The 17,872-nt window shown below is 74.2% G+C and carries 12 protein-coding genes; 7 read left to right on the top strand and 5 right to left on the bottom strand.

The annotated features are described in order from the left end of the window. Positions 1-184: 184 nt before the first annotated feature. Complete coding sequence (locus tag ACFYXM_RS19315; RefSeq protein WP_386609521.1) at positions 185-607, bottom strand: DUF5997 family protein; 423 nt, start codon at positions 605-607, stop codon at positions 185-187. 59 nt (positions 608-666) lie between these two features. Between ACFYXM_RS19315 and ACFYXM_RS19320 the strand changes: the two genes are divergently transcribed. Continuing rightward, the gene (locus tag ACFYXM_RS19320) at positions 667-1,467 is read left to right on the top strand and encodes a LysR substrate-binding domain-containing protein (protein WP_389290753.1); all 801 of its coding nucleotides are present in this window, start codon (positions 667-669) and stop codon (positions 1,465-1,467) included. Positions 1,468-1,582: 115 nt separating this feature from the next. Here ACFYXM_RS19320 and ACFYXM_RS19325 read toward each other — a convergent pair whose 3' ends face one another. Beyond that, positions 1,583-2,914, bottom strand: coding sequence for a geranylgeranyl reductase family protein (locus tag ACFYXM_RS19325; RefSeq protein WP_389290755.1), 1,332 nt, complete (start codon positions 2,912-2,914; stop codon positions 1,583-1,585). A 520-nt stretch (positions 2,915-3,434) separates the two neighbouring features. Here ACFYXM_RS19325 and ACFYXM_RS19330 point away from each other — a divergent pair. Continuing rightward, complete coding sequence (locus ACFYXM_RS19330; RefSeq protein ID WP_389290758.1) at positions 3,435-4,880, top strand: helix-turn-helix domain-containing protein; 1,446 nt, start codon at positions 3,435-3,437, stop codon at positions 4,878-4,880. Positions 4,881-4,937: 57 nt separating this feature from the next. Here ACFYXM_RS19330 and ACFYXM_RS19335 read toward each other — a convergent pair whose 3' ends face one another. The 3 genes from ACFYXM_RS19335 to ACFYXM_RS19345 all read right to left on the bottom strand — a co-directional run bounded on the left by ACFYXM_RS19335 (position 4,938) and on the right by ACFYXM_RS19345 (position 11,065). Further along, a complete protein-coding gene (locus ACFYXM_RS19335) occupies positions 4,938-8,441 on the bottom strand; it encodes a M28 family peptidase (RefSeq protein ID WP_389290760.1) in 3,504 nt (1,167 codons plus the stop codon). 482 nt (positions 8,442-8,923) lie between these two features. Next, positions 8,924-10,114, bottom strand: a complete 1,191-nt coding sequence (locus ACFYXM_RS19340; RefSeq protein WP_389290820.1) for a protein kinase — start codon at positions 10,112-10,114, stop codon at positions 8,924-8,926. Positions 10,115-10,549: 435 nt separating this feature from the next. Beyond that, positions 10,550-11,065 carry an Lrp/AsnC family transcriptional regulator gene (locus tag ACFYXM_RS19345; RefSeq protein WP_389290762.1) on the bottom strand — a complete coding sequence of 172 codons (516 nt, stop codon included), beginning with the start codon at positions 11,063-11,065 and terminating at the stop codon, positions 10,550-10,552. 229 nt (positions 11,066-11,294) lie between these two features. Between ACFYXM_RS19345 and ACFYXM_RS19350 the strand changes: the two genes are divergently transcribed. The 5 genes from ACFYXM_RS19350 to ACFYXM_RS19370 all read left to right on the top strand — a co-directional run bounded on the left by ACFYXM_RS19350 (position 11,295) and on the right by ACFYXM_RS19370 (position 17,841). Next, on the top strand, positions 11,295-12,275 hold the full coding sequence (locus ACFYXM_RS19350) for an alpha/beta hydrolase (RefSeq protein ID WP_389290764.1): 981 nt from the start codon (positions 11,295-11,297) through the stop codon (positions 12,273-12,275). After that, complete coding sequence (locus ACFYXM_RS19355; RefSeq protein ID WP_389290766.1) at positions 12,268-13,446, top strand: acyltransferase family protein; 1,179 nt, start codon at positions 12,268-12,270, stop codon at positions 13,444-13,446. Before ACFYXM_RS19350 ends, ACFYXM_RS19355 begins: the two co-directional genes overlap by 8 nt. A 100-nt stretch (positions 13,447-13,546) precedes the next feature. Further along, on the top strand, positions 13,547-14,881 hold the full coding sequence (locus ACFYXM_RS19360) for a sensor histidine kinase (RefSeq protein WP_389290822.1): 1,335 nt from the start codon (positions 13,547-13,549) through the stop codon (positions 14,879-14,881). A gap of 243 nt (positions 14,882-15,124) precedes the next feature. Continuing rightward, on the top strand, positions 15,125-16,630 hold the full coding sequence (locus ACFYXM_RS19365; RefSeq protein WP_389290768.1) for an FUSC family protein: 1,506 nt from the start codon (positions 15,125-15,127) through the stop codon (positions 16,628-16,630). 131 nt (positions 16,631-16,761) lie between these two features. Continuing rightward, the gene (locus ACFYXM_RS19370) at positions 16,762-17,841 is read left to right on the top strand and encodes a lactonase family protein (protein ID WP_389290770.1); all 1,080 of its coding nucleotides are present in this window, start codon (positions 16,762-16,764) and stop codon (positions 17,839-17,841) included. Positions 17,842-17,872 lie beyond the last annotated feature (31 nt).

Consider the following 17,872-nt stretch of genomic DNA (forward strand, 5'->3'; position numbering starts at 1 on the left):
ACCGGCCCGCGGGCACGACGGCCTCGATCGCGGCCCCGGACATCACGATGTCCACGGGCTCGGCGCCCCAGGGGCGGACATTCACCAGAGCCGCAAGGGTCATGGAGGGATGGCATACCAAATCGCCCCTTGAGGGGGGCATGCTCCCTCGCGACGGCCCCGGGGCCGCCGTGACACGCGGGAGTCAGTCGCGCGGGTCGGCGCTCCGTCCCGAGTCCTCCGCGCGCTTCTCCTTCTGCGCTTGCTTCTCCTTGATGCGGACGGCTTCCTTCCGGACCTCCGCCTGGGTGGTGCGCTCCCGCTGGAGCCAGTCGGGGTTCTCCTTCTTCAGTTCCTCGATCTGCTCCGTGGTGAGCGCGTCCGTGATCCCGCCGCGGGCGAGACCCGAGATGGAGACCCCCAGCTTCGCCGCGACCACGGGACGGGGGTGCGGGCCGTTGCGTCGCAGCTCGCGCAGCCACTCGGGCGGATCGGACTGCAGCGCGTTCAGTTCGGTGCGCGAGACGACACCCTCCCGGAACGCGGCGGGGGTGGCCTCGAGGTACACGCCCAGCTTCTTCGCCGCGGTCGCGGGCTTCATCGTCTGGGCGGTCTTGTGCGACGTCATGGTGTCCAGGGTATCGAGCGTGCGCACCGCCTCTGACCAGGGGCCGGTAACCTTGCGGGGTGACCAGCTCCGAAGAAGCCCCCGTGTTCCGGCTCGCCTATGCCCCGGGGGTGACGCCCGCCAAGTGGGTGCGGATCTGGCACGAACGGCTGCCCGACGTCCCGCTGGAGCTCGTCGCGGTGTCGGCCGCCGATGCGGCCGGCCTGCTGCGGGACGGCGGCGCCGATGCCGGGCTGCTGCGGCTGCCGACCGACCGGACGGGCCTCAGCGCGATCCCGCTCTACACGGAGACGACGGTCGTGGTGGTGCCGAAGGACCACGTCGTCGCGGCGGCCGACGAGGTCTCCACGGAGGACCTCGCCGACGACATCGTGCTGCACCCGCTCGACGACACCCTCGACTGGGAACGCCCGCCGGGACGTCCCGCGATCGAGCGCCCCGCCACGACCGGGGACGCCGTCGAACTGGTGGCGGCCGGAGTGGGCCTCCTCGTCGTCCCGCAGTCGCTCGCCCGCCTCCACCACCGCAAGGACCTCACCTACCGGACGGTGACCGACGCTCCTCAGTCGCGGGTCGCCCTGTCATGGCCGGAGGACGAGACGACGGACCTGGTGGACGACTTCATCGGAATCGTCCGAGGCCGGACCGTCAACAGCACGCGGGGACGTCCCAGGACCCCGGCGCAGTCGAAGGACGAGGGCCCCCGCACGGGCGGCGCGCGCCGCAAGTCCTCGGCCGGCGGCGCGGGCAGGGCGACCGGCAGGTCGGCCGGTCAAACGGCCGGGAAGGGCCGACGCGGCACCTCCGGCGGCGGCACCAAGGGCGGCAGCAGGCGCGGAAGGCCCCGCCGCCGGTCCTGAGGGCCCTCCCGTCGTCCCGGGCCGACGCCCGACGACAGCCGTCGCGGGTGACGGCACAGGGACCCGGCTCCGGCCGACGGGCGGCAGCGTGACGCCCGGCGACGCACCTCCCGGCTCAGCGTCCGGTCCGCATCCTCGGTTCCGGCACGAGGCGTACGACACCGTTCAGCAGGTGGTCGACGAGATCGCGCGAGGGCCGGTCCGTGAGGTTGGTCAGCAGCCGGGCGAGGGTGTTGAGCAGGAACGGCGACCCCATCACGTACCGGTTGAGGACCGGCTGGAACCCCGACCGGCTGAGGACGAGGCCGGCGGCCGCGTTGCCGAGGCGGTAGTAGCGCCCCCAGCGGCGGTTCATCTCCACGGGATAGCCGCGCAGCACCCGCTCCCTCCCGGGTCCCGGGGGGAGGGCGAGCGCGAGCGCGGCGGCCTCGGCCGCGACCTCCCCCGCCTCCATGGCCTGCCCGATGCCCTCACCGTTCCAGGGGCTGATCATGCCCCCGGAGTCGCCGACGAGGAGAAGTCCGCGGGTGTACAGGGGATGACGGTTGAAGCCCAGCGGAAGAGCCGCGCTCCGCACGGGGCCCTCGGCGTTCTCCTCGCTCAGCCCCCACGCGCTCGGGGTGCGGTCCAGCCACCGGTCCAGCGCTGCGCGCAGATCGGCCGAACCGTGCCTGCGGTGGGGCAGCGCACCCAGACCGACGTTGACCCGGCCGTCGCCCATGGGGAAGATCCAGCCGTATCCCGGGAGGTGGTCGTCGCTGTCCGGGAAGCGCAGATCGGCCCACAGCTCCAGGTACTCCTCCTGGGAGCGCTCCGGGCTGCGGTAGTAGCGGCGGGCGGCCGTCGCGATCTGCCTGCGCGCGTCCCGTCGCAGCCCCAGGGCGAGTGCGAGGCGGGCCGATGCGCCGTCGGCGGCGACCACGATCGGCGCGCGGAACGCCAGCGGTTGCCTGGTCGCGGTCGTCGTGGCCGTGACGCCCGTGACGCGCCCGGCCCGGTCGGTCGACGGCCCGGTCACCTTCACCCCGGCGCGCAGCCGGGCCCCTGCGGCGACGGCGTGCCGGGCCAGGATGTCGTCCAAGTCGTGCCGGCTTCGGGTCAGCCCGAAATCCGGGTAGCGCCCGAGCGACGGCCAGTCGATGTGCACCCGGTGGTCCCCGGCCACCCAGCGCATCCCGCGCGAACGCGTCCACCCCGGAGCCTTGATGTCGACGCCCATCCGGATGAGCTGGTGCACCGCCCGCGGCGTCAGGCCGTCCCCGCACACCTTCTCCCGGGGAAGACCGGACTTCTCCAGGAGCAGGACGTCGACCCCCGCCCGCGCCAGATGAAAGGCCGCCGACGAGCCCGCGGGCCCCGCCCCGACCACGATGACCTGGGCCTCCTCGTCCGGACCGCGAACAGGTCCCTCGTCCGACGGAGACCGGTCCGGTGTCGCTTCCCGCATGGGACCCCTTCTTCCTGATTCCGCGTCGGCCGGTGCCGTACCGAGGACGGCGGCCCGGGCCCGTCATCGATCAGGAGAGGCCGCCGCGGAACCGGGCCCGCCGCCCGGCACCGGCCCGACACGATGTCAACCGCCGTACGGGGGCGGGGGAAGCCGCGGACACCGCTCGGAGTCAGTACGGCAACGGGCGGCCGGACGGGGTCCGGAGGTCGAGAGGGTGCGGCCGTGACGGCCGCTGCGGACGTCGGACGATCCTGATGCGGCCCACGGCCACCACCTCCACTCGGATTACCGGTCGTATGCCCGGCGAGCCACTGCTTCATGCGGCCCCACCCGGTCCAACCGGTCCGGGGAGCAAGGGTGTTGTGCACAGGGCGGGGTGGACGTCCGGGCGGCGTACGGGGCGGCGCCGTCTTCCCGACGCACCGGGGACAGCGCGCACACGTGCTCGCTATTCTCCCGTCATGAGCCATGAACATGGCACGGGAGAGGCGTCCCGCACGGCTCCGCGGAGCGCCGCGTGACCGAGTACGTGGGCCCCTCGCCGGATGCCCGCACCGCCGGGGCGTGGCTGGTCTTCGGAACCCGGCTGCGCCAGTGGCGCAGGCGCGCCGGGCTCACCCAGGCCCAGGTCGGTGCCCGCGTCGGATACGACCACACCGCCATCAGCAAACTGGAGCACGGCGCCCGCAGGACGCCGCTGCCGCTCGCCCGCAGGCTGGACGACCTGCTGACCGCGGGCGGCGACCTCCTCGGCGCCTGCGAGGCCGCGGAGGCGGAGGGGCCGGGAACCGTCCCGGAGGACGGGTCCTCGGCGCGCCGGCCGGCGACCGGCGCCCGCACGGGTCCGCTGCCCGGCGAACCGGCGGGAGGCGACCTGCTCTCGATGCTGCCGCCGGACGTCGTCCTGCCCGCGCGACTGCCCACCTACGGGCTGGTGTGCCCGGTGCACGGCCGCGACGGCTGCGCCGTGCCCGCGCTGGCCGACACCGTCGCGCTGCACTCGGCCTTCTGCGAGCTGGGTCCGGCCGCCGTCGCGCGCCCGCCGCTGGACGCGGACACCGTGCACGCCCTGACGGCGCTGCTCGCGGTCTGTCTGCGCGCCGACGAGGAACGATCCTGGCCCGGGGCGACCGCCGTCGTCGAACGCACCCTGCACGCCATGCTCCGCTGGATGGCGCTGCCCGCCGCCCCGTACCAGCGCCAACTGGCGCCGCTGGCCGCCGAGTACGCGCAGTCGGCCGGGTGCCTGCGGCTGCTGCGGGGCCGCAACGCGACGGCGATGGCCTGGCTCGACCGGTCGCTGGTGTGGGCGGACCTGGCCGGCCATGTCGGGACGGAGGTGGCCGCGCTCAGCGACATGAGCACCCTGGCGCGGCTGGAGGGCGACGCGGCTTCCGCGCTCTCCTACGGCGGCGCCGTTCGGCAGGCCGCCTCCGGGCGGGACTGGGCCGGTGCCATGAGCGACGTCTACCTGGCGCGCGGACACGCGGTGCGGGGCGACATCCGGCAGGTACTGGGGCATATCGACCGCTCCCGGGTGCAGTTGGACCGGGTCGGCGAGCAGGACGAGCGGGAGGCGCCCTGGCTGTCCGTCGCCTCCGTGCGTCTGAGGGTGGAGTCCGGGGCCGCGGGTGCGCTGCGGGACCTGGCCGTCACGACCGGGGAGCGGCGGCTGGCGCTGCGCGCGGTCGAGGCGAGCCGCGCCGCGCTGGAACTGCTCCCGCCGGGTATGCGCTCGGCGCGGGCACTGCTCCTGGTGCGGATGGCGGACGCCCATGCCTGCGCCCGCGACCCGCAGGCGGCGATCGCCATCGCCCGGCCCGTGCTGGACACCGCGGAGGTCACGGCATCGGCACTGCTCGGGCACGAACTGCGGGGCCTGCTCGGCAGGTTGGCCGCCGGACGCGTCGGCCGTGCGGAGAGCGACGACTTCACCCGCCGACTGGCGGCCGTCGTCCGCTGAACGGTGAGGGCGGGGCGCGTACGCACGCGCCCCGCCCGGTGTGCCGTGCGGGCTTCGTCAGCTCGCGTTCAGTAGCACGTCGTCGACGACGAAACCGGTCTGCAGGTAGGCGTCCTCACTGCTGGTGAACCCGAGGGTGACCGTCTGTCCGGCGAACGCGCCGACGTCGAAGGTCTTCTGGGCGTAGGAGTCCGTGGCGTCCGCGTTGGAGTACGTGGCGAGCGTGCTGGCGCCCAGCTTGACGGTGAGCGTGTCGTAGGCGGGGGAGCCCGCCGACTCGGCGGTGTCGGTGCGCAGGTGGAACGACAGCTGGTACGTCGAGCAGCCGGCCGGGACCTTCAGGGACTGGGTGAGGGTGTCGGTGTGCGTGGAGCCCCGGCCGCCCAGCCACGCCGTGTACGAGCCGCTGTGCGCGGGCTTCTCCGACGTCCGGTTGTTGATCACACCGTCCGTCTGGCTCCACGGCGCGACCCCGCTCTCGAAGCCGCCGTTGGCGACGGCCTGGGTCGCCTGGCAGCCGCTGCTGCCACCGCCGACGACGAGCGAGTAGGTGGTGGTGTGGGTGGCCGTGCCGGTACCGGTCACGGTGAGGGTGTAGGTGCCGGGCGCGGTCCGGGACCCGGCGGAGGCGGTGATCGTGGACGAGGAGCCCGACTGCACGGAGGCCGGGGCGAACGAGACGGTGACCCCGCTCGGGGCGCCGGAGGCGGTCAGCTTCACGGTCTGGGCGGAGCCGCTGGTGGTTGCGGTCTTCACGGTCGCGGTGACGGATCCGCCCGGTTGGACGCTGCCGGAGGCCGGCTGCACCGCGACGGAGAAGTCGTCGACGGGCGCGGTGCTGCCGACGGAGGTCTTCCACACCGTGTAAGCGATCCCGTCGGCGCTGCGGTCGAGCGCGGTCGCGTTGATGTTGGCGGTGGTGTCGCAGGACTGGTGGTAGCAGGGGTCGTAGGAACGGCCCGCCGTGCCGCCCCACTTGGCGGCCTGCGCCGAGGTCTTGGTGTCGCTCGCGCCCGTGGCGTAGCCCGAGGTGGGGATGCCGCCCTGCTGGAACGAGTAGTCGTCGGACCGGCCCTGGCCCTCGACGTTCTCCTCGGGGGCGAGGTTCAGCGAGTCCCAGTACTCCTTCATCGGGGCGGACGCCGCGGAGGTGAGGTTGTTGATGAAGTAGCCGCCGTTGGTCGAGGCGACCATGTCGAAGTTGTAGTACGCCTTGATGGTGGCGCGCTGGGCGGAGGTGAGCTGTCCGACGTAGAACTTCGAACCCTGCAGCCCCTGTTCCTCGCCGTTCCACCAGGCGAAGCGGACGTGCTTGGTCATCGTCGGGTTCGCCTCGGCCAGGGCCAGCGCGTTCTCCAGCAGCGCGGCGGAGCCCGAACCGTTGTCGTTGATGCCGGGGCCGGCCGAGACGCCGTCCAGGTGGGCGCCGAACATGACGGTCTGGTCGGACGGGCCGCCCGGCCAGTCGGCGATCAGGTTGTTGCCCCGGTAGGTGCAGCTGGTGCAGGCCTGCTCGGTGACGGTGTAACCGGCCGCCTCCAGCTTGCCCTTCACATAGGCCACCGACGCCGTGTAACCGGCGCTGCCCGCCCGGCGGTTGCCGCTGTTCTGGGTGGCGATGGTGTTCAGCTGCGTCAGGTGCGCCTGCACGGCGGCGACGCCGATGTCGGGCGCCCCGCCGCCCGGGTTGACGCCGTTGTCGACCGTGAGGGTGTACTGGACGGTGTGGCTCTGGGAGCCGTCACCCTTCACCGTGAACGTGTACGCGCCCGGCGCGGCGGACGACGACGCGGACACGGTCATCGTGGAGGGCGCCCCGGACTGCACCGAGGACGGGCTGAAGGAGGCGGTGACGCCGCTCGGCAGACCGCTCGCCGACAGCTGCACCGTCTGCGCGTTGCCCGAGCCGACCGTGGTCCGCACCGCGGCGGTCACCGAGGTGCCCGGCTTCACGGAGCCGGACGACGGGTCCAGGGACAGCGTGAAGTCGTTGTTGCCGTTGGAGGTGCAGGTCGGGTCGCCGCTCTGCGCGGGCACGCTGACGGCGTCCCACGCCGCCCTGGCGCGGTCGAACAGGACACAGCTCGCGTCGAGGTTCTTCGCGGCGGTGAGGGTGGCCGTGCGGTAGCGCTTGTAGGTCATCCCGCTCGTCTTGAGCAGCATGCCGCCGTAGAAGACCTTGCCGGCGCTCTGGATGCCGACACCGGTGACCGAGGAGCCGTTGCACGTCGGGCTGGCGGGCTTGCCGCCGCCCGGGCCGGAGCCCTCGGCCAGGAGGTAGAACCAGTGGTTCAGCGGACCGGCCGCCGCGTGCTCCTCGGTGTTGGGTATCGAGGAGCTGTAGCAGTTCGGGTCGCCGGTCTGCGAGGGGTCGTACATGATCCGGATCGGACCGTCGCCGACGAGGTCGATCTTCTCGCCGACGGTGTAGTCGGGATCGTCGTACGGCGCCGGCTCGTCGGCGTACGCCTCGGTCAGGGCGCCCATGATGTCGCCGGTGGCCTCGCCGAGACCGGACTCGTTGTTGGCGCCGCCGGGCGTGTACTGGTCGATGCCGTGGCCGAACTCGTGGCCCACCACGTCCATCGCGCCGATCCACTGGTTTGCGTTGTTGTGCCCGATGGAGACCGACGAGCCGTCCCAGTAGGCGTTGACGTCGTTCAGGCCGACCTTGACCGGCCAGCTGCGGCCGTTGCCGTCGTGCCCGTTGCGGCCGAGCCAGTCCCGCAGCATGTTCCACTCGTGCTGGGCCGCCCACATGACGTCGACGCAGCCGGTCTCCTTGCTGGAGGCGTTGCCGGTGCCCCAGGAGTCGCTCGACTTGCTGAAGACGCCGCCGGTGCTGTAGTCGGCGCAGCTCAGCCCGGTCCGGTTCGGATCGCGCAGCGAGTGGCTCCCGCCCGACGCGGTGGTGTCGATGGTCAGCGGGTTGGGGCCGTTCCACTGGCTGTTGCCGGTACCGGCCTTGACGTCGTCGTAGCTGTCGAGCACCTTGCCGTTGCCCGCGTCGACGAAGACGTGCAGGCGGCTCGGCGCCTTGGCCGTGCGTCCGGTGAGGACCGTCTCCCAGGCCAGGCGAGGCGTCCTGCCCGCGGCGCGCACCACCAGGCGGTGCGATTCCACCCGGTCCACGGCGGTGAGTCGCCCCCGTGAGACGCTCTCGGCCGCGGCGGCCGAGACGCTCGGCGTGGTCGGTACGTCGATCCGCCGGGGGAGCGCCGACTGCGTGCCGCGCACCCGGCCCTCGGAGTCGGCCATCACGACGGCGTCCCCGCCGACGACCGGCAGACCGCGGTAGGTGCGCTGGTAGGCGACGGAGTACATGCCCTTGACCCAGGGGGTCACCATCTGGCGTTCGTACCGCTCGTCCGGCCCCTTCGCCAGCGTGTCGAGACCGCTGGCGGCGGCACGGTCGGCCGCCGACACCGCGGCCTGGATCGCGGCGCGGGCGGTGGGGGCGGGCGGGGAGGGTTCGGCGGAGGCCGACTGGCCGCCGCTGACGACCAGCATTCCGGCGAGGACGGCCAGGGTGGTCCCGGCCGTCGACGGTCTGCGTTTCATCGAGGCTCCTCGGTTCGGTGGGGGCCCCGATCACGGGCAGCCGCGCGCGGCGTCCAATCCGATTCGGCCGTGCTTCGAACTGGCGGTGTTCGGCCGAAGGCCGGGCTGTACGGCGTCCGGCGCGTGCGATCGCAAGGCGGAGGACCGTCCTCGTACGGGATGTACGAGGACGGTCCTCCGACAACACGGCGAGCGTGCGTGCCGGACGCCATACAGCAGACGTCAGTTCGAAGACGCGGCCTCGGCCGTCCGCGTCGCCGTCGTCCGTGATCGAGCGACCGAACACTCACATGTCGTCATGGCTGCGTCAATGAATCGCGGGGGCCGCCGGGCGACCTGGCAAGTTTGGTCAAGCCGCGTGGCCGATTCGCACAACGGTCCCGGGATCGGACGGAGTTCGTTCCGGTCCGCCGTGCCCCGACAGGGCGTCGGAGCGGGTCCGGCGGATCGCCGGTCCTGGCGGCGGTACGGCGGTGCGCCCCTCAGTCCTGTTCGTCGCCCTCGTCGTCCCCGCCGTCCCGGGCGGGGGGCGCAGGGTTCTCGGGGGCCCCGGTGTTCGCGGTGGGACCGCTGTCCGGGGTGTCCGCCGGACCCGAGTCGGGGGCGAACAGGCTCATCCCCAGGTACACGGCCGCGATGAAGGCGACCGTACCGGCGATGGCGCTGGCCACCCTGGGCCGACGCCGGATCGCCGCCCGGGCGGTGGTGAGCCGCAGGGCGGGCGCCGGCGGGGCCGGCTGGCGACGCCGGTGCCCCCCGGTCTGCGGCAGGCGGTACGTCGTCTGGCCCGGGACCTCCGGTGCGCCGCCCGTCGCCGGGGCGGGGTCGAACCGGGGCGCGGGAGCCGAGGCGTACGGGACGCCGCCGGGCGCCGCGGTGGGCGGCGTCCCGTACAACGGCATGGGCTCCGGCCGGCCCCGCCACGCGTCGCTCTGGAACCAGTCGGCGACCTGCTGGGCGGTGGGCCGGTCCTCGGGCTGCTTGGCGAGCAGCCCCAGCAGGTAGGAGTCGAAGGCCGGGGGCACGTCGACGCCCCGCTGCCTGAGCGGCACGGGCGCGGTGTCGACGTGCTGGTAGAGCGTGGCGGTCGCCGTGTCCGAGCGGAACGGCGGATCGCCCAGCAGCAGTTGGTAGATCACGCAGCCGAGGGAGTACATGTCGGACGCCGCTTCGGCGGTGCGTCCCAGGGCCCGCTCGGGGGCGAGATAGAGGCTGGTGCCGACGATCTGCCCCGTGGTGGTCAGCGCGGCCGACGGGTCGTCGACGAACTGGGCGATGCCGAAGTCGCCGATCTTGACGGAGCCTTCGGCATCCAGCATCAGGTTCCCGGGCTTGATGTCGCGGTGCACGATGCCCTGCCGGTGGGCCGCGGCCAGCCCCGCGGCAGCCTGGCCGGCGATCCGGGCGACGCGCTCGGCGCCGAGCCGCTCCTCGGCCGTGAGCAGACCGCCCAGGCTTATGCCCTCGACGAGCTCCATCACGAGGAAGAAGCGGCCCTCCCAGGCCCCGAAGTCGAACACGGCCACCAGGTGAGGGTGGCTCAGGCGGGCCGCCGTCTGGGCCTCCAGACGGAACCGGGCGGTGGCGGACTCGTCCGCGTGATCGCCCAGCAGCAGCTTCACGGCCACCGCGCGGCCGAGCACTTCGTCTTCGGCACGCCACACCTCACCCATGCCGCCACGGCCGATGGGGGACGTCAAGCGGTACCGACCAGCTACCAGCACCTGTGCACCATTCTCGAATTGTGGGCCGCTCCGACTGCCACGGCGCGCCCCGACCGTGATCGGGGCGAGGTGGGGGGCGCGCGGCGTGATCAGGATATCGGGCCGCCGGACCGCGACGGCACGCCCCGCTCCCGCTCGTACGGTCCGCGCGGACCCGTGGGGATTCGCCGTGTTTCGGGTGGTTTCGGCGCGCGGACGGCTCGTGAGTCGCCGGTGGCCGTGCCGACGGCGGCCCTGCGGCGCCCTCCTGCCGCGCCCCCGGCCGGGGCCCCGGCCCGGCCCCGGGGGACCTCCGGCCCGCCGGTCGACCGGGCCTGCGGAACCCGAGGGTCTCCAGGACCCGGCGTCCCCGTCGGGGACGCCCCACGATCCCCCGATGCGGCGTCAGCGCCCGCCGGGCGACCGGCCCGCCGACACGTCCGGCCCCGCCGCGGCCGTGCGGCCCACCGATTCGACCAGCGGCAGCAGCCGGTGCGGCACCCGCTCCCGCAGGGCCGCCTCGGTCCGCGTCCGCACCACCCCGGGCAGCCGGATCAACCGCTGGATCACGTCCTCCAGATGCTCGTTGTCGCGGGCCACCACCCGGGCCAGCAGATCGCCGCCGCCCGTGGTCGAGAACGCCTCGACGATCTCCGGCACCGAGGCCAGCGCCTCACCGACCTCGTTCAGATGCCCCTGGGTGACCTCCAGATGGACGAAGGCCAGCACCGGGTGGCCCAGCGCGGCGGGGGAGAGGACCGGCCCCGTTCCGGTGATCACCCCGGTCCGCTCCAGCCGGTCGATACGGGCCTGGAGGGTGCCCCGGGCGACGGAGAGGATGCGCGCGTACTCACGGACACTGGTCCGCGGCTGCTCGATGAGCAGCCGCAGGATGCGGGTGTCGAGGGCGTCCACCGCCATGCTCCGTCGGCCTCCTGTGCGGGACGATCCGGCTGCGACTGTACCAATGACCCGTCAGTGCCCTTGCCGGACAGACCGGGAGGGGCCGGGCGGCCGCCCCCTCATACCCGTAGTCCTGGGGAGCTACGGGAGAGCTTCACGCCCCGGAGTGACGCCGACTACGGGGCCGCGTCCCTAGCTTCGGTACCCGATGGCGACCCGGCCGTCCGGTACGGAAGGAAACACCGTCATGCCGTCCCCACCGCGCACCTCCCGCCTGTGTCGCGGCCTGCTCGCCGCACTGGTGGCAGCCTCGGTCGCGGTGCCCGTCGCGGGAGCCGCCGGACCCGCGGCCGTACCGGCACCCGCTCCGGCCGCACAGGGCCCGTTGCGCGCCGCCGTCCCCGGGGCACTGGCCGAACGCTACGCCGCGACCCGCGCGGACATCCGGGCGGCCGAGCGGGCCGCCGCCGCCCACGGCGACCGCGGACGGGCCGCCGCGCTGCGCGCCATGGCGCAGCCCGGACGCCGCTTCCTCTCCTTCGACGGCCGCGACGGCGGCCGCGGTGCCGAGGTCTTCGGCGACCTGGCGCACGCGGAGCGGATCGCCGTACTGGTCCCTGGCGCGGGGATGGACCTGGACCACTACGGGCGGCTGCGCGGCGGCGGAACGGCCCTCCACGAGGAACTCGGCACGGGGACGGCCGTCGTCGTCTGGCTCGGCTACCGGACCCCCGCGACGGTGAGCCCGGCCGCGCTCACCCCGGGCCGGGCCGCCGAAGCGGCGCCCGCGCTCCGGGACTTCGTCCGCGAACTGCGCGCACTCCGGCCCGGGGCCGGGACGACCCTCCTGTGCCACTCCTACGGCTCCGTCGTCTGCGCCGGGGCCGCGCACGGACTGCCAGTCCAGGACATCGTCCTGTACGGAAGCCCCGGCACCGGCTACGCGACGGCCGCCGACCTGCGCACCACGGCCACCGTCTGGGCGGGCCGCGGGGGCGACGACTGGATCGCGGGCGTGCCCCACCTGAGGCTCCGGCTCCCCTTCACGGACATCGGATTCGGCACCGACCCGGTCTCACCCGCGTTCGGCGCCCGGATCTTCGAGGCGGGCGACGGCGGACACAGCGACTACCTCAGCCCCGGCTCCGTACCGCTGAGGAACATCGCCGGGATCGTGGCCGCGGCAGGCCCGGCGGCCCTGGCACCCGCGGGAGACCGCCGTGCGTGACCTCGTCCGGCGGATCGACGCCGCCACACCCGTCGACCGCGACCGCGCCGTCGACGCCCTGCGCGCCCTCGCCATCCTCGGCGTGGTCCTCGGCCACTGGCTGGTGACCGCGCTGGTCGCCGACAGCGGCACCCTGCACGGCGCGAGCCCCCTGCGCGCCATGCCCGGACTCGCCCCGTTGTCCTGGGTGTTCCAGACCCTCGCCGTCTTCTTCGTGGTCGGCGGGCTGGTCGGCGCACGGAGCCACGCCTCCGCACGCGCCCGCGGCGAGAGCCACGGGCAGTGGCTGCGCGGGCGGCTGGCCCGGCTGCTGCGGCCGGTCGTCGTCGTGCTGCTCGTGTGGGCCGTGGCGGTGGCGGCGATGCTCGCCCTCGGCGCCGACCAGGACACCGTGCTCACGCTCTGCCGGCTCGTCTGGTCCCCGCTCTGGTTCGTGGCGGTCTTCGCGCTGCTGACGGCGGTGACCCCGCTGGTGAAGCGACTGCATCCGCTCTGGCCCTTCGCCGTCGTCCTGATCATCGACCTCTACCGGTTCGGCTCGGACGCGCCCGGCGCGTACGCCTGGGGCAACGTGGCGGCGGGCTGGCTGGTGCCGTACTGCCTGGGCGCGGCCTGGTCCCGGGGCGAACTGCGCGGCCGCGGGACCGGATGGGCCCTGCTGCTCGGCGGAGCCGCTGCCGCCGTCGCGCTCGTGCTGTGGGCCGGCTATCCGCCGACCATGGTCGGCGTGCCCGGCGAGGAGATCTCCAACCTCGATCCGCCGACCCTGGCCGCGGTCTGCTTCGGCCTCGCCCAGTGCGGGGCGGCCCTGCTGCTCCTCGCACCGTTGCGCAGGGTGCTGCGCCGCCCGGCGGTCTGGGCGGCGGTGGCGGTGGTGAACCTCTCCGCGATGACGATATTCCTGTGGCACCAGACGGCCATGATCGCGGTCACCGCCACCGGTCTGCTGCTGGACGCCCCCCTGCCCGGCCTGCACACCCTGCCCGACACCCCCGGCTGGGTGCTCGCCCGCCTGGCCTGGCTGCCCGCGTTCGCCGTGGCCCTGCTGATCTGCCGGGCGGCGTTTTGCGGCTACGAGACGGGCCGGCCACGGACCGGGAGCACCGTCGTACGGGAAGGACGCCCAGCCCGGCCGCGCCGCGACGACTCCTGCCGGATCCCCGGGTCGTAAGGTGCATGTCATGGATCGGGGGGACACGGCGGGACGGGGAGGGACGACGCGGCGCCCGGGGCGAAGGCCGTGGGAGCGGGCCGTGAGGGGGCTGCCGCGGATGCTGCGGGCGCTGCCCCGCACCCTGCGCGCGGACCTCCTGACGTCCGGGGCAGAACCGGACGGACGGGCGGGAGCGCCGCGTTGGCTGGAATGGCGGCCGGTGATCGCCGTGCCGCTGACGCTGCTCGCGGTGGGCATGCTCGTCCTCGCCACGAACCAGTACGCCTTCCACTACCGGACGGGCATCCTGCTCGGCATCCTCCTTGCCGGGGCCCAGTCCGTGTCGCTCGTCGTCGCGCTCTACCGCCCGGTCCCGGCCTGGTGGACGTCGCTGCTCGTCATGGTCGCCGTCACCCCGTTCGCCGCGCACGCCCACCAGGGCGAGGTGTTCCCCTCGAACGGCGTGTCCGTGACCGGCGTCCCCGGCGGCCCGGCCTTCCCCTGGGACGGGGCCTCCGTCGCCCAGCAGGCCGGGTCGCTGTTCCTGCTGGCCCTGCGGGTACGGCCCCGGATCGCCGTCGAGGCGCTCGCGATCACGGTGCTGGCGGGACTCGTCTGCGGCGCGGGCATCCCACGCCCCGGCGGCGGCGACCTCCGCCTCGCGCTCCTGGTCCTCGTCACCACCGTCGTGGTCGGCGCCGCGCTGGGCGGACTCGGGGTGGCCCGCACCCGGCTGGTCGTCCAGGAGGAACGCACCGCTGAGGAACGCGCGCGGCGCACCCTCCTGGAGGAGCGGAACCGGATCGCCCGCGAACTGCACGACGTGGTCGCCCACCACATGTCCGTCGTCTCCATCCAGGCGCAGGTCGTCCCGCACCTGGTCGACAACCCCTCCGACGCGCTGAGGGAGAACGCCGAGGTCATCCGCCGGAACGCCGTCGACGCGCTCACCGAACTGCGCCGCGTCCTCGGCGTGCTGCGTTCCGAGGAGCCGCTGACCGAGGCCGCCCGGCACGCCCCGCAGCCCACCCTCGACCGGCTGGACGAACTGGTCGGCAACGCCCGCGGCGCCGGGCTGGCGGTCACCGTCACCGTCTCCGGGGAGCGGCGGCCGCTCCCCCCGGGCGTCGAACTGTCGGCGTTCCGCATCGTGCAGGAGGCACTCAGCAACACGATGCGGCACGCACCCGGCTCCGCGGTGCGGGTCGAGATCGGCCATCGCCCGTCCGGGCTCACGGTCCGGGTCACCAACACCGCGCCCCAACGGGCCGTTCCGTCCTCGGCGGGCGCGGGCCACGGACTGCTCGGCATGCGGGAACGCGCCGCGATGCTCGGCGGCGAACTCGTCACCGGACCCACGCCCGACGGCGGGTACGAGGTGACGGCGATCCTCCCGGCAGGGTCCGCCGACGGTCCCGTCGGCCTGGCGGAACCCGCCCCGCGCACCCCCTGACGGCGGACCGTGCCCGCGGGGACCGGCCCCGAGCCGTCTCCGGCCCCGTGTCGCCCTCCGGTCCGTTGGCCCACCCCTGGCCCGGCCGGACAGTCGTCGAATGGACCAATGGCCCAGTGAATCCGCGTTCGGTTGAGCCAAGGTCTTCAGGGGTGCTGTGATGTACCCGTCGATGGCGCTGCGGATCTCCGCGGCGCCTTTTTCATGCCGGTGCGCGGAACCGGTGCACGAATCGGGAGCCACGTGCTGAAGAGGATGTTCGTTTCCCCGGACCCGGGCCGGCTGCGGCTGCGCGGCGCGCTCAGGGCCGTCCTCGGCATCGGCCTGGCCGTCACCCTCTGCGGACTGGCGGGGCATTCTCTCGTCGCGGCGGTCACGGGCGGACTCGCCGCGCTGCTCGCGCTGTTCACCGTGCTGGACACCACGGTCCGGGACCAGGCCCTCACCACCGCGCTGCTGCCCGTCGCGGGCTTCCCGGTGCTCGCGCTCGCCGCCGTGCTCCACGACCACCCGACCGCGCGGGGTGCGGCGTTCCTCGCCGTCATGGGCCTCGGGGTGTACGCGCGCAGGTGGGGGCCGCGCGGCCACTCGCTGGGCGTCTTCGCGTTCATGGCCTTCTTCACCACCCAGTTCCTCCACACGCTGCCCGAGCAGCTCCCCGAGCTGTACTCCGCCGTCGCGCTCTCCCTTCTCGCCTCCTCGACCGTCCGCTTCGGGCTGTGGTGCTACGAACGACAGCTGTCGGCCGCCCCTGTACCCGCCCCGTCGACCGGCACGGGACTGGCCAGGGTGACCACCCGGCAGGCCGTCCAGGCCGTGACCGGCGGCGCGGTCGCGCTCGCGGCGGGCCTGCTCCTGTCCGAACAGCGCTGGTACTGGGCCGTCGGCGCCACCTGGTGGGTCTTCGTCAACACCACCTCGCGCGGCGAGACCCTGGTGCGCGGCTTCCGCCGGGTCCTCGGCACCCTGATCGGCGTTCCCGTCGGGCTGGCCGTCGTCGTGCCGCTGCACGGGGCGCCCGTGCCCAGCGCCCTCCTCGTCGCGCTCGGCGTCTTCGGGATCTTCTACACCGCCGCGGTCTCCTACACCTGGATGATCCTTTCCGTGACCGTGCTGGCCGGGGCGCTCTACGGACTCCTCGGCGTGCTCGACCCCGCCCTCCTCCTGCTGCGGGTCACGGAGACCGCCGCCGGGGCGCTCGCCGCCGCCCTCGCGGTGCTCCTCGTGCTGCCCGTCACCACCCACGCCACGACCGACGCGTGGATCCAGCGGACCCTGCGGTGCGTGCATGCCTGCACCGCGCAGGCCGCGGCGCGGCTGGCGGGCTCGGCGACCGCCGACCCCGCGCCGCGCATCGCCGAACTGGAAGCGCTCCTCGGCCGGGTCCGGCTCTCACTGGCGCCGCTGGTGCATCCGCTGAGCCCGCTGCGCGCCCGCCGGGCCAGGGCCCAGCAGGTGCTCGCGCTCCTGGACGCGTGCGCCCGGGAAGTACACGGACTGGCCTCCGTCGCCGCCGACCCGGAGGCGTCCCACGACGCCCGTCTCGCCGCCGCGTGCTGGCGCGTCGAGGCGTCCGTCGAGGCACTGACCGCCCCGGACCCGGCGCGCCGGGCGGATGTGCCCGGCGTGCCGCCGCACGTCACCGTCGCCGAGCCCGCCCTCGCCCATCTGCACGGCCTGGAGCGGGCCCTGGCCGAACTCGCCGCGCCGCTGCGCAGTGCGCCGGGGGCGCCGCTGATCGGCGCCTGACACGGCGGTGCCGGGCCGTACCACCCGCCGTGGCCCTGGTCCAGACCTTGACCGGCCGACTGCTACCGTCGCTCCGGAGAGACCGCGGTGCCGCGCACGGCCGCGGTCCGTCGGCGGAGAGGGGCAGTGCGGTGACAAGCGGTGCGACGGGCGACGGCGCGGGGCGGGCCTACATCGGATCGTTCACCTCGGCGGGCGGACGGGGAATCACCGCCGTCGCCGTGGACGCCGGGACCGGGGAACTGAGCTTCCTCGGCGCGACGGACGCCGTCCCCGATCCCTCGTACCTGGCCGTCGGCGCCGGGCCGGGGCCGGGCGGCGGGGTGCTCTACGCGGTCAGCGAGACGGAGCACGGCGCGGCGACCGCCCTCGACATCACCGGCGACGTGCCGCGGCCGATCGGCGCACTCCGGCCCGTGGAGGGCGAGGGCCCGACCCATCTGGCCCTCGCGGCCGGTCAACTGCTCACCGCCAACTACGGTTCCGGCAGCGTGACCGCCCTGCCCCTGCGGCCGGACGGCTCCGTCGGCCCCGTCGGCTCCGTGCTCCGCCACGAGGGCGGCGGTCCGGACTCCGAGCGCCAACGGGCCCCGCACGCGCACCAGGTGCTGCCCGACCCCTCGGGCGCCTGGGTGCTCACCGTGGACCTCGGGACCGACTCCGTACGGATCTGCGCCCTCGACACCGCGACCGGCGCGCTGCGTCTGCACGGCGAGACGGCCCTGCGGCCGGGCACGGGCCCGCGCCACCTCGCCTTCCACCCCGACGGCGGCCACGCCTACGTCCTCAACGAACTCGAACCGACCGTCACCCTGTGCAGGTGGGACGCCGCCGCGGGCGTTCTGGAACCGGTCGCCGAGACGGCCGTGCTGCCCGAGGGGGAGGAAGGCGCCGAGGATCTGGTGACCTACCCGTCGGAGGTGGTCGTCTCGCCCGACGGCCGGTTCCTGTGGACCGCGAACCGGGGCCACGACAGCATCTCCGTCCTCGCCCTCGACCCGGCCGGTGAGAGGGCGAGGACAGTCACGACCGTGGACTGCGGCGGGCACTGGCCGCGCGATCTCGCGCTCGACCCCACCGGGCGGTGGCTGTACGCGGCCAACGAGCGGTCGGGGAACGTCAGTTGGTTCGCCGTCGACACGACGACCGGCATCCCGCGCCGTGTCGGCTCGCTGGACGTCCCCGCCGCGTCCTGCGTGGTCTTCGCCTGACGGCCGCCGGAACGTCCCGAGCACCACGACG

Source organism: Streptomyces sp. NPDC002476 (assembly GCF_042889785.1).
Classification (GTDB): domain Bacteria; phylum Actinomycetota; class Actinomycetes; order Streptomycetales; family Streptomycetaceae; genus Streptomyces.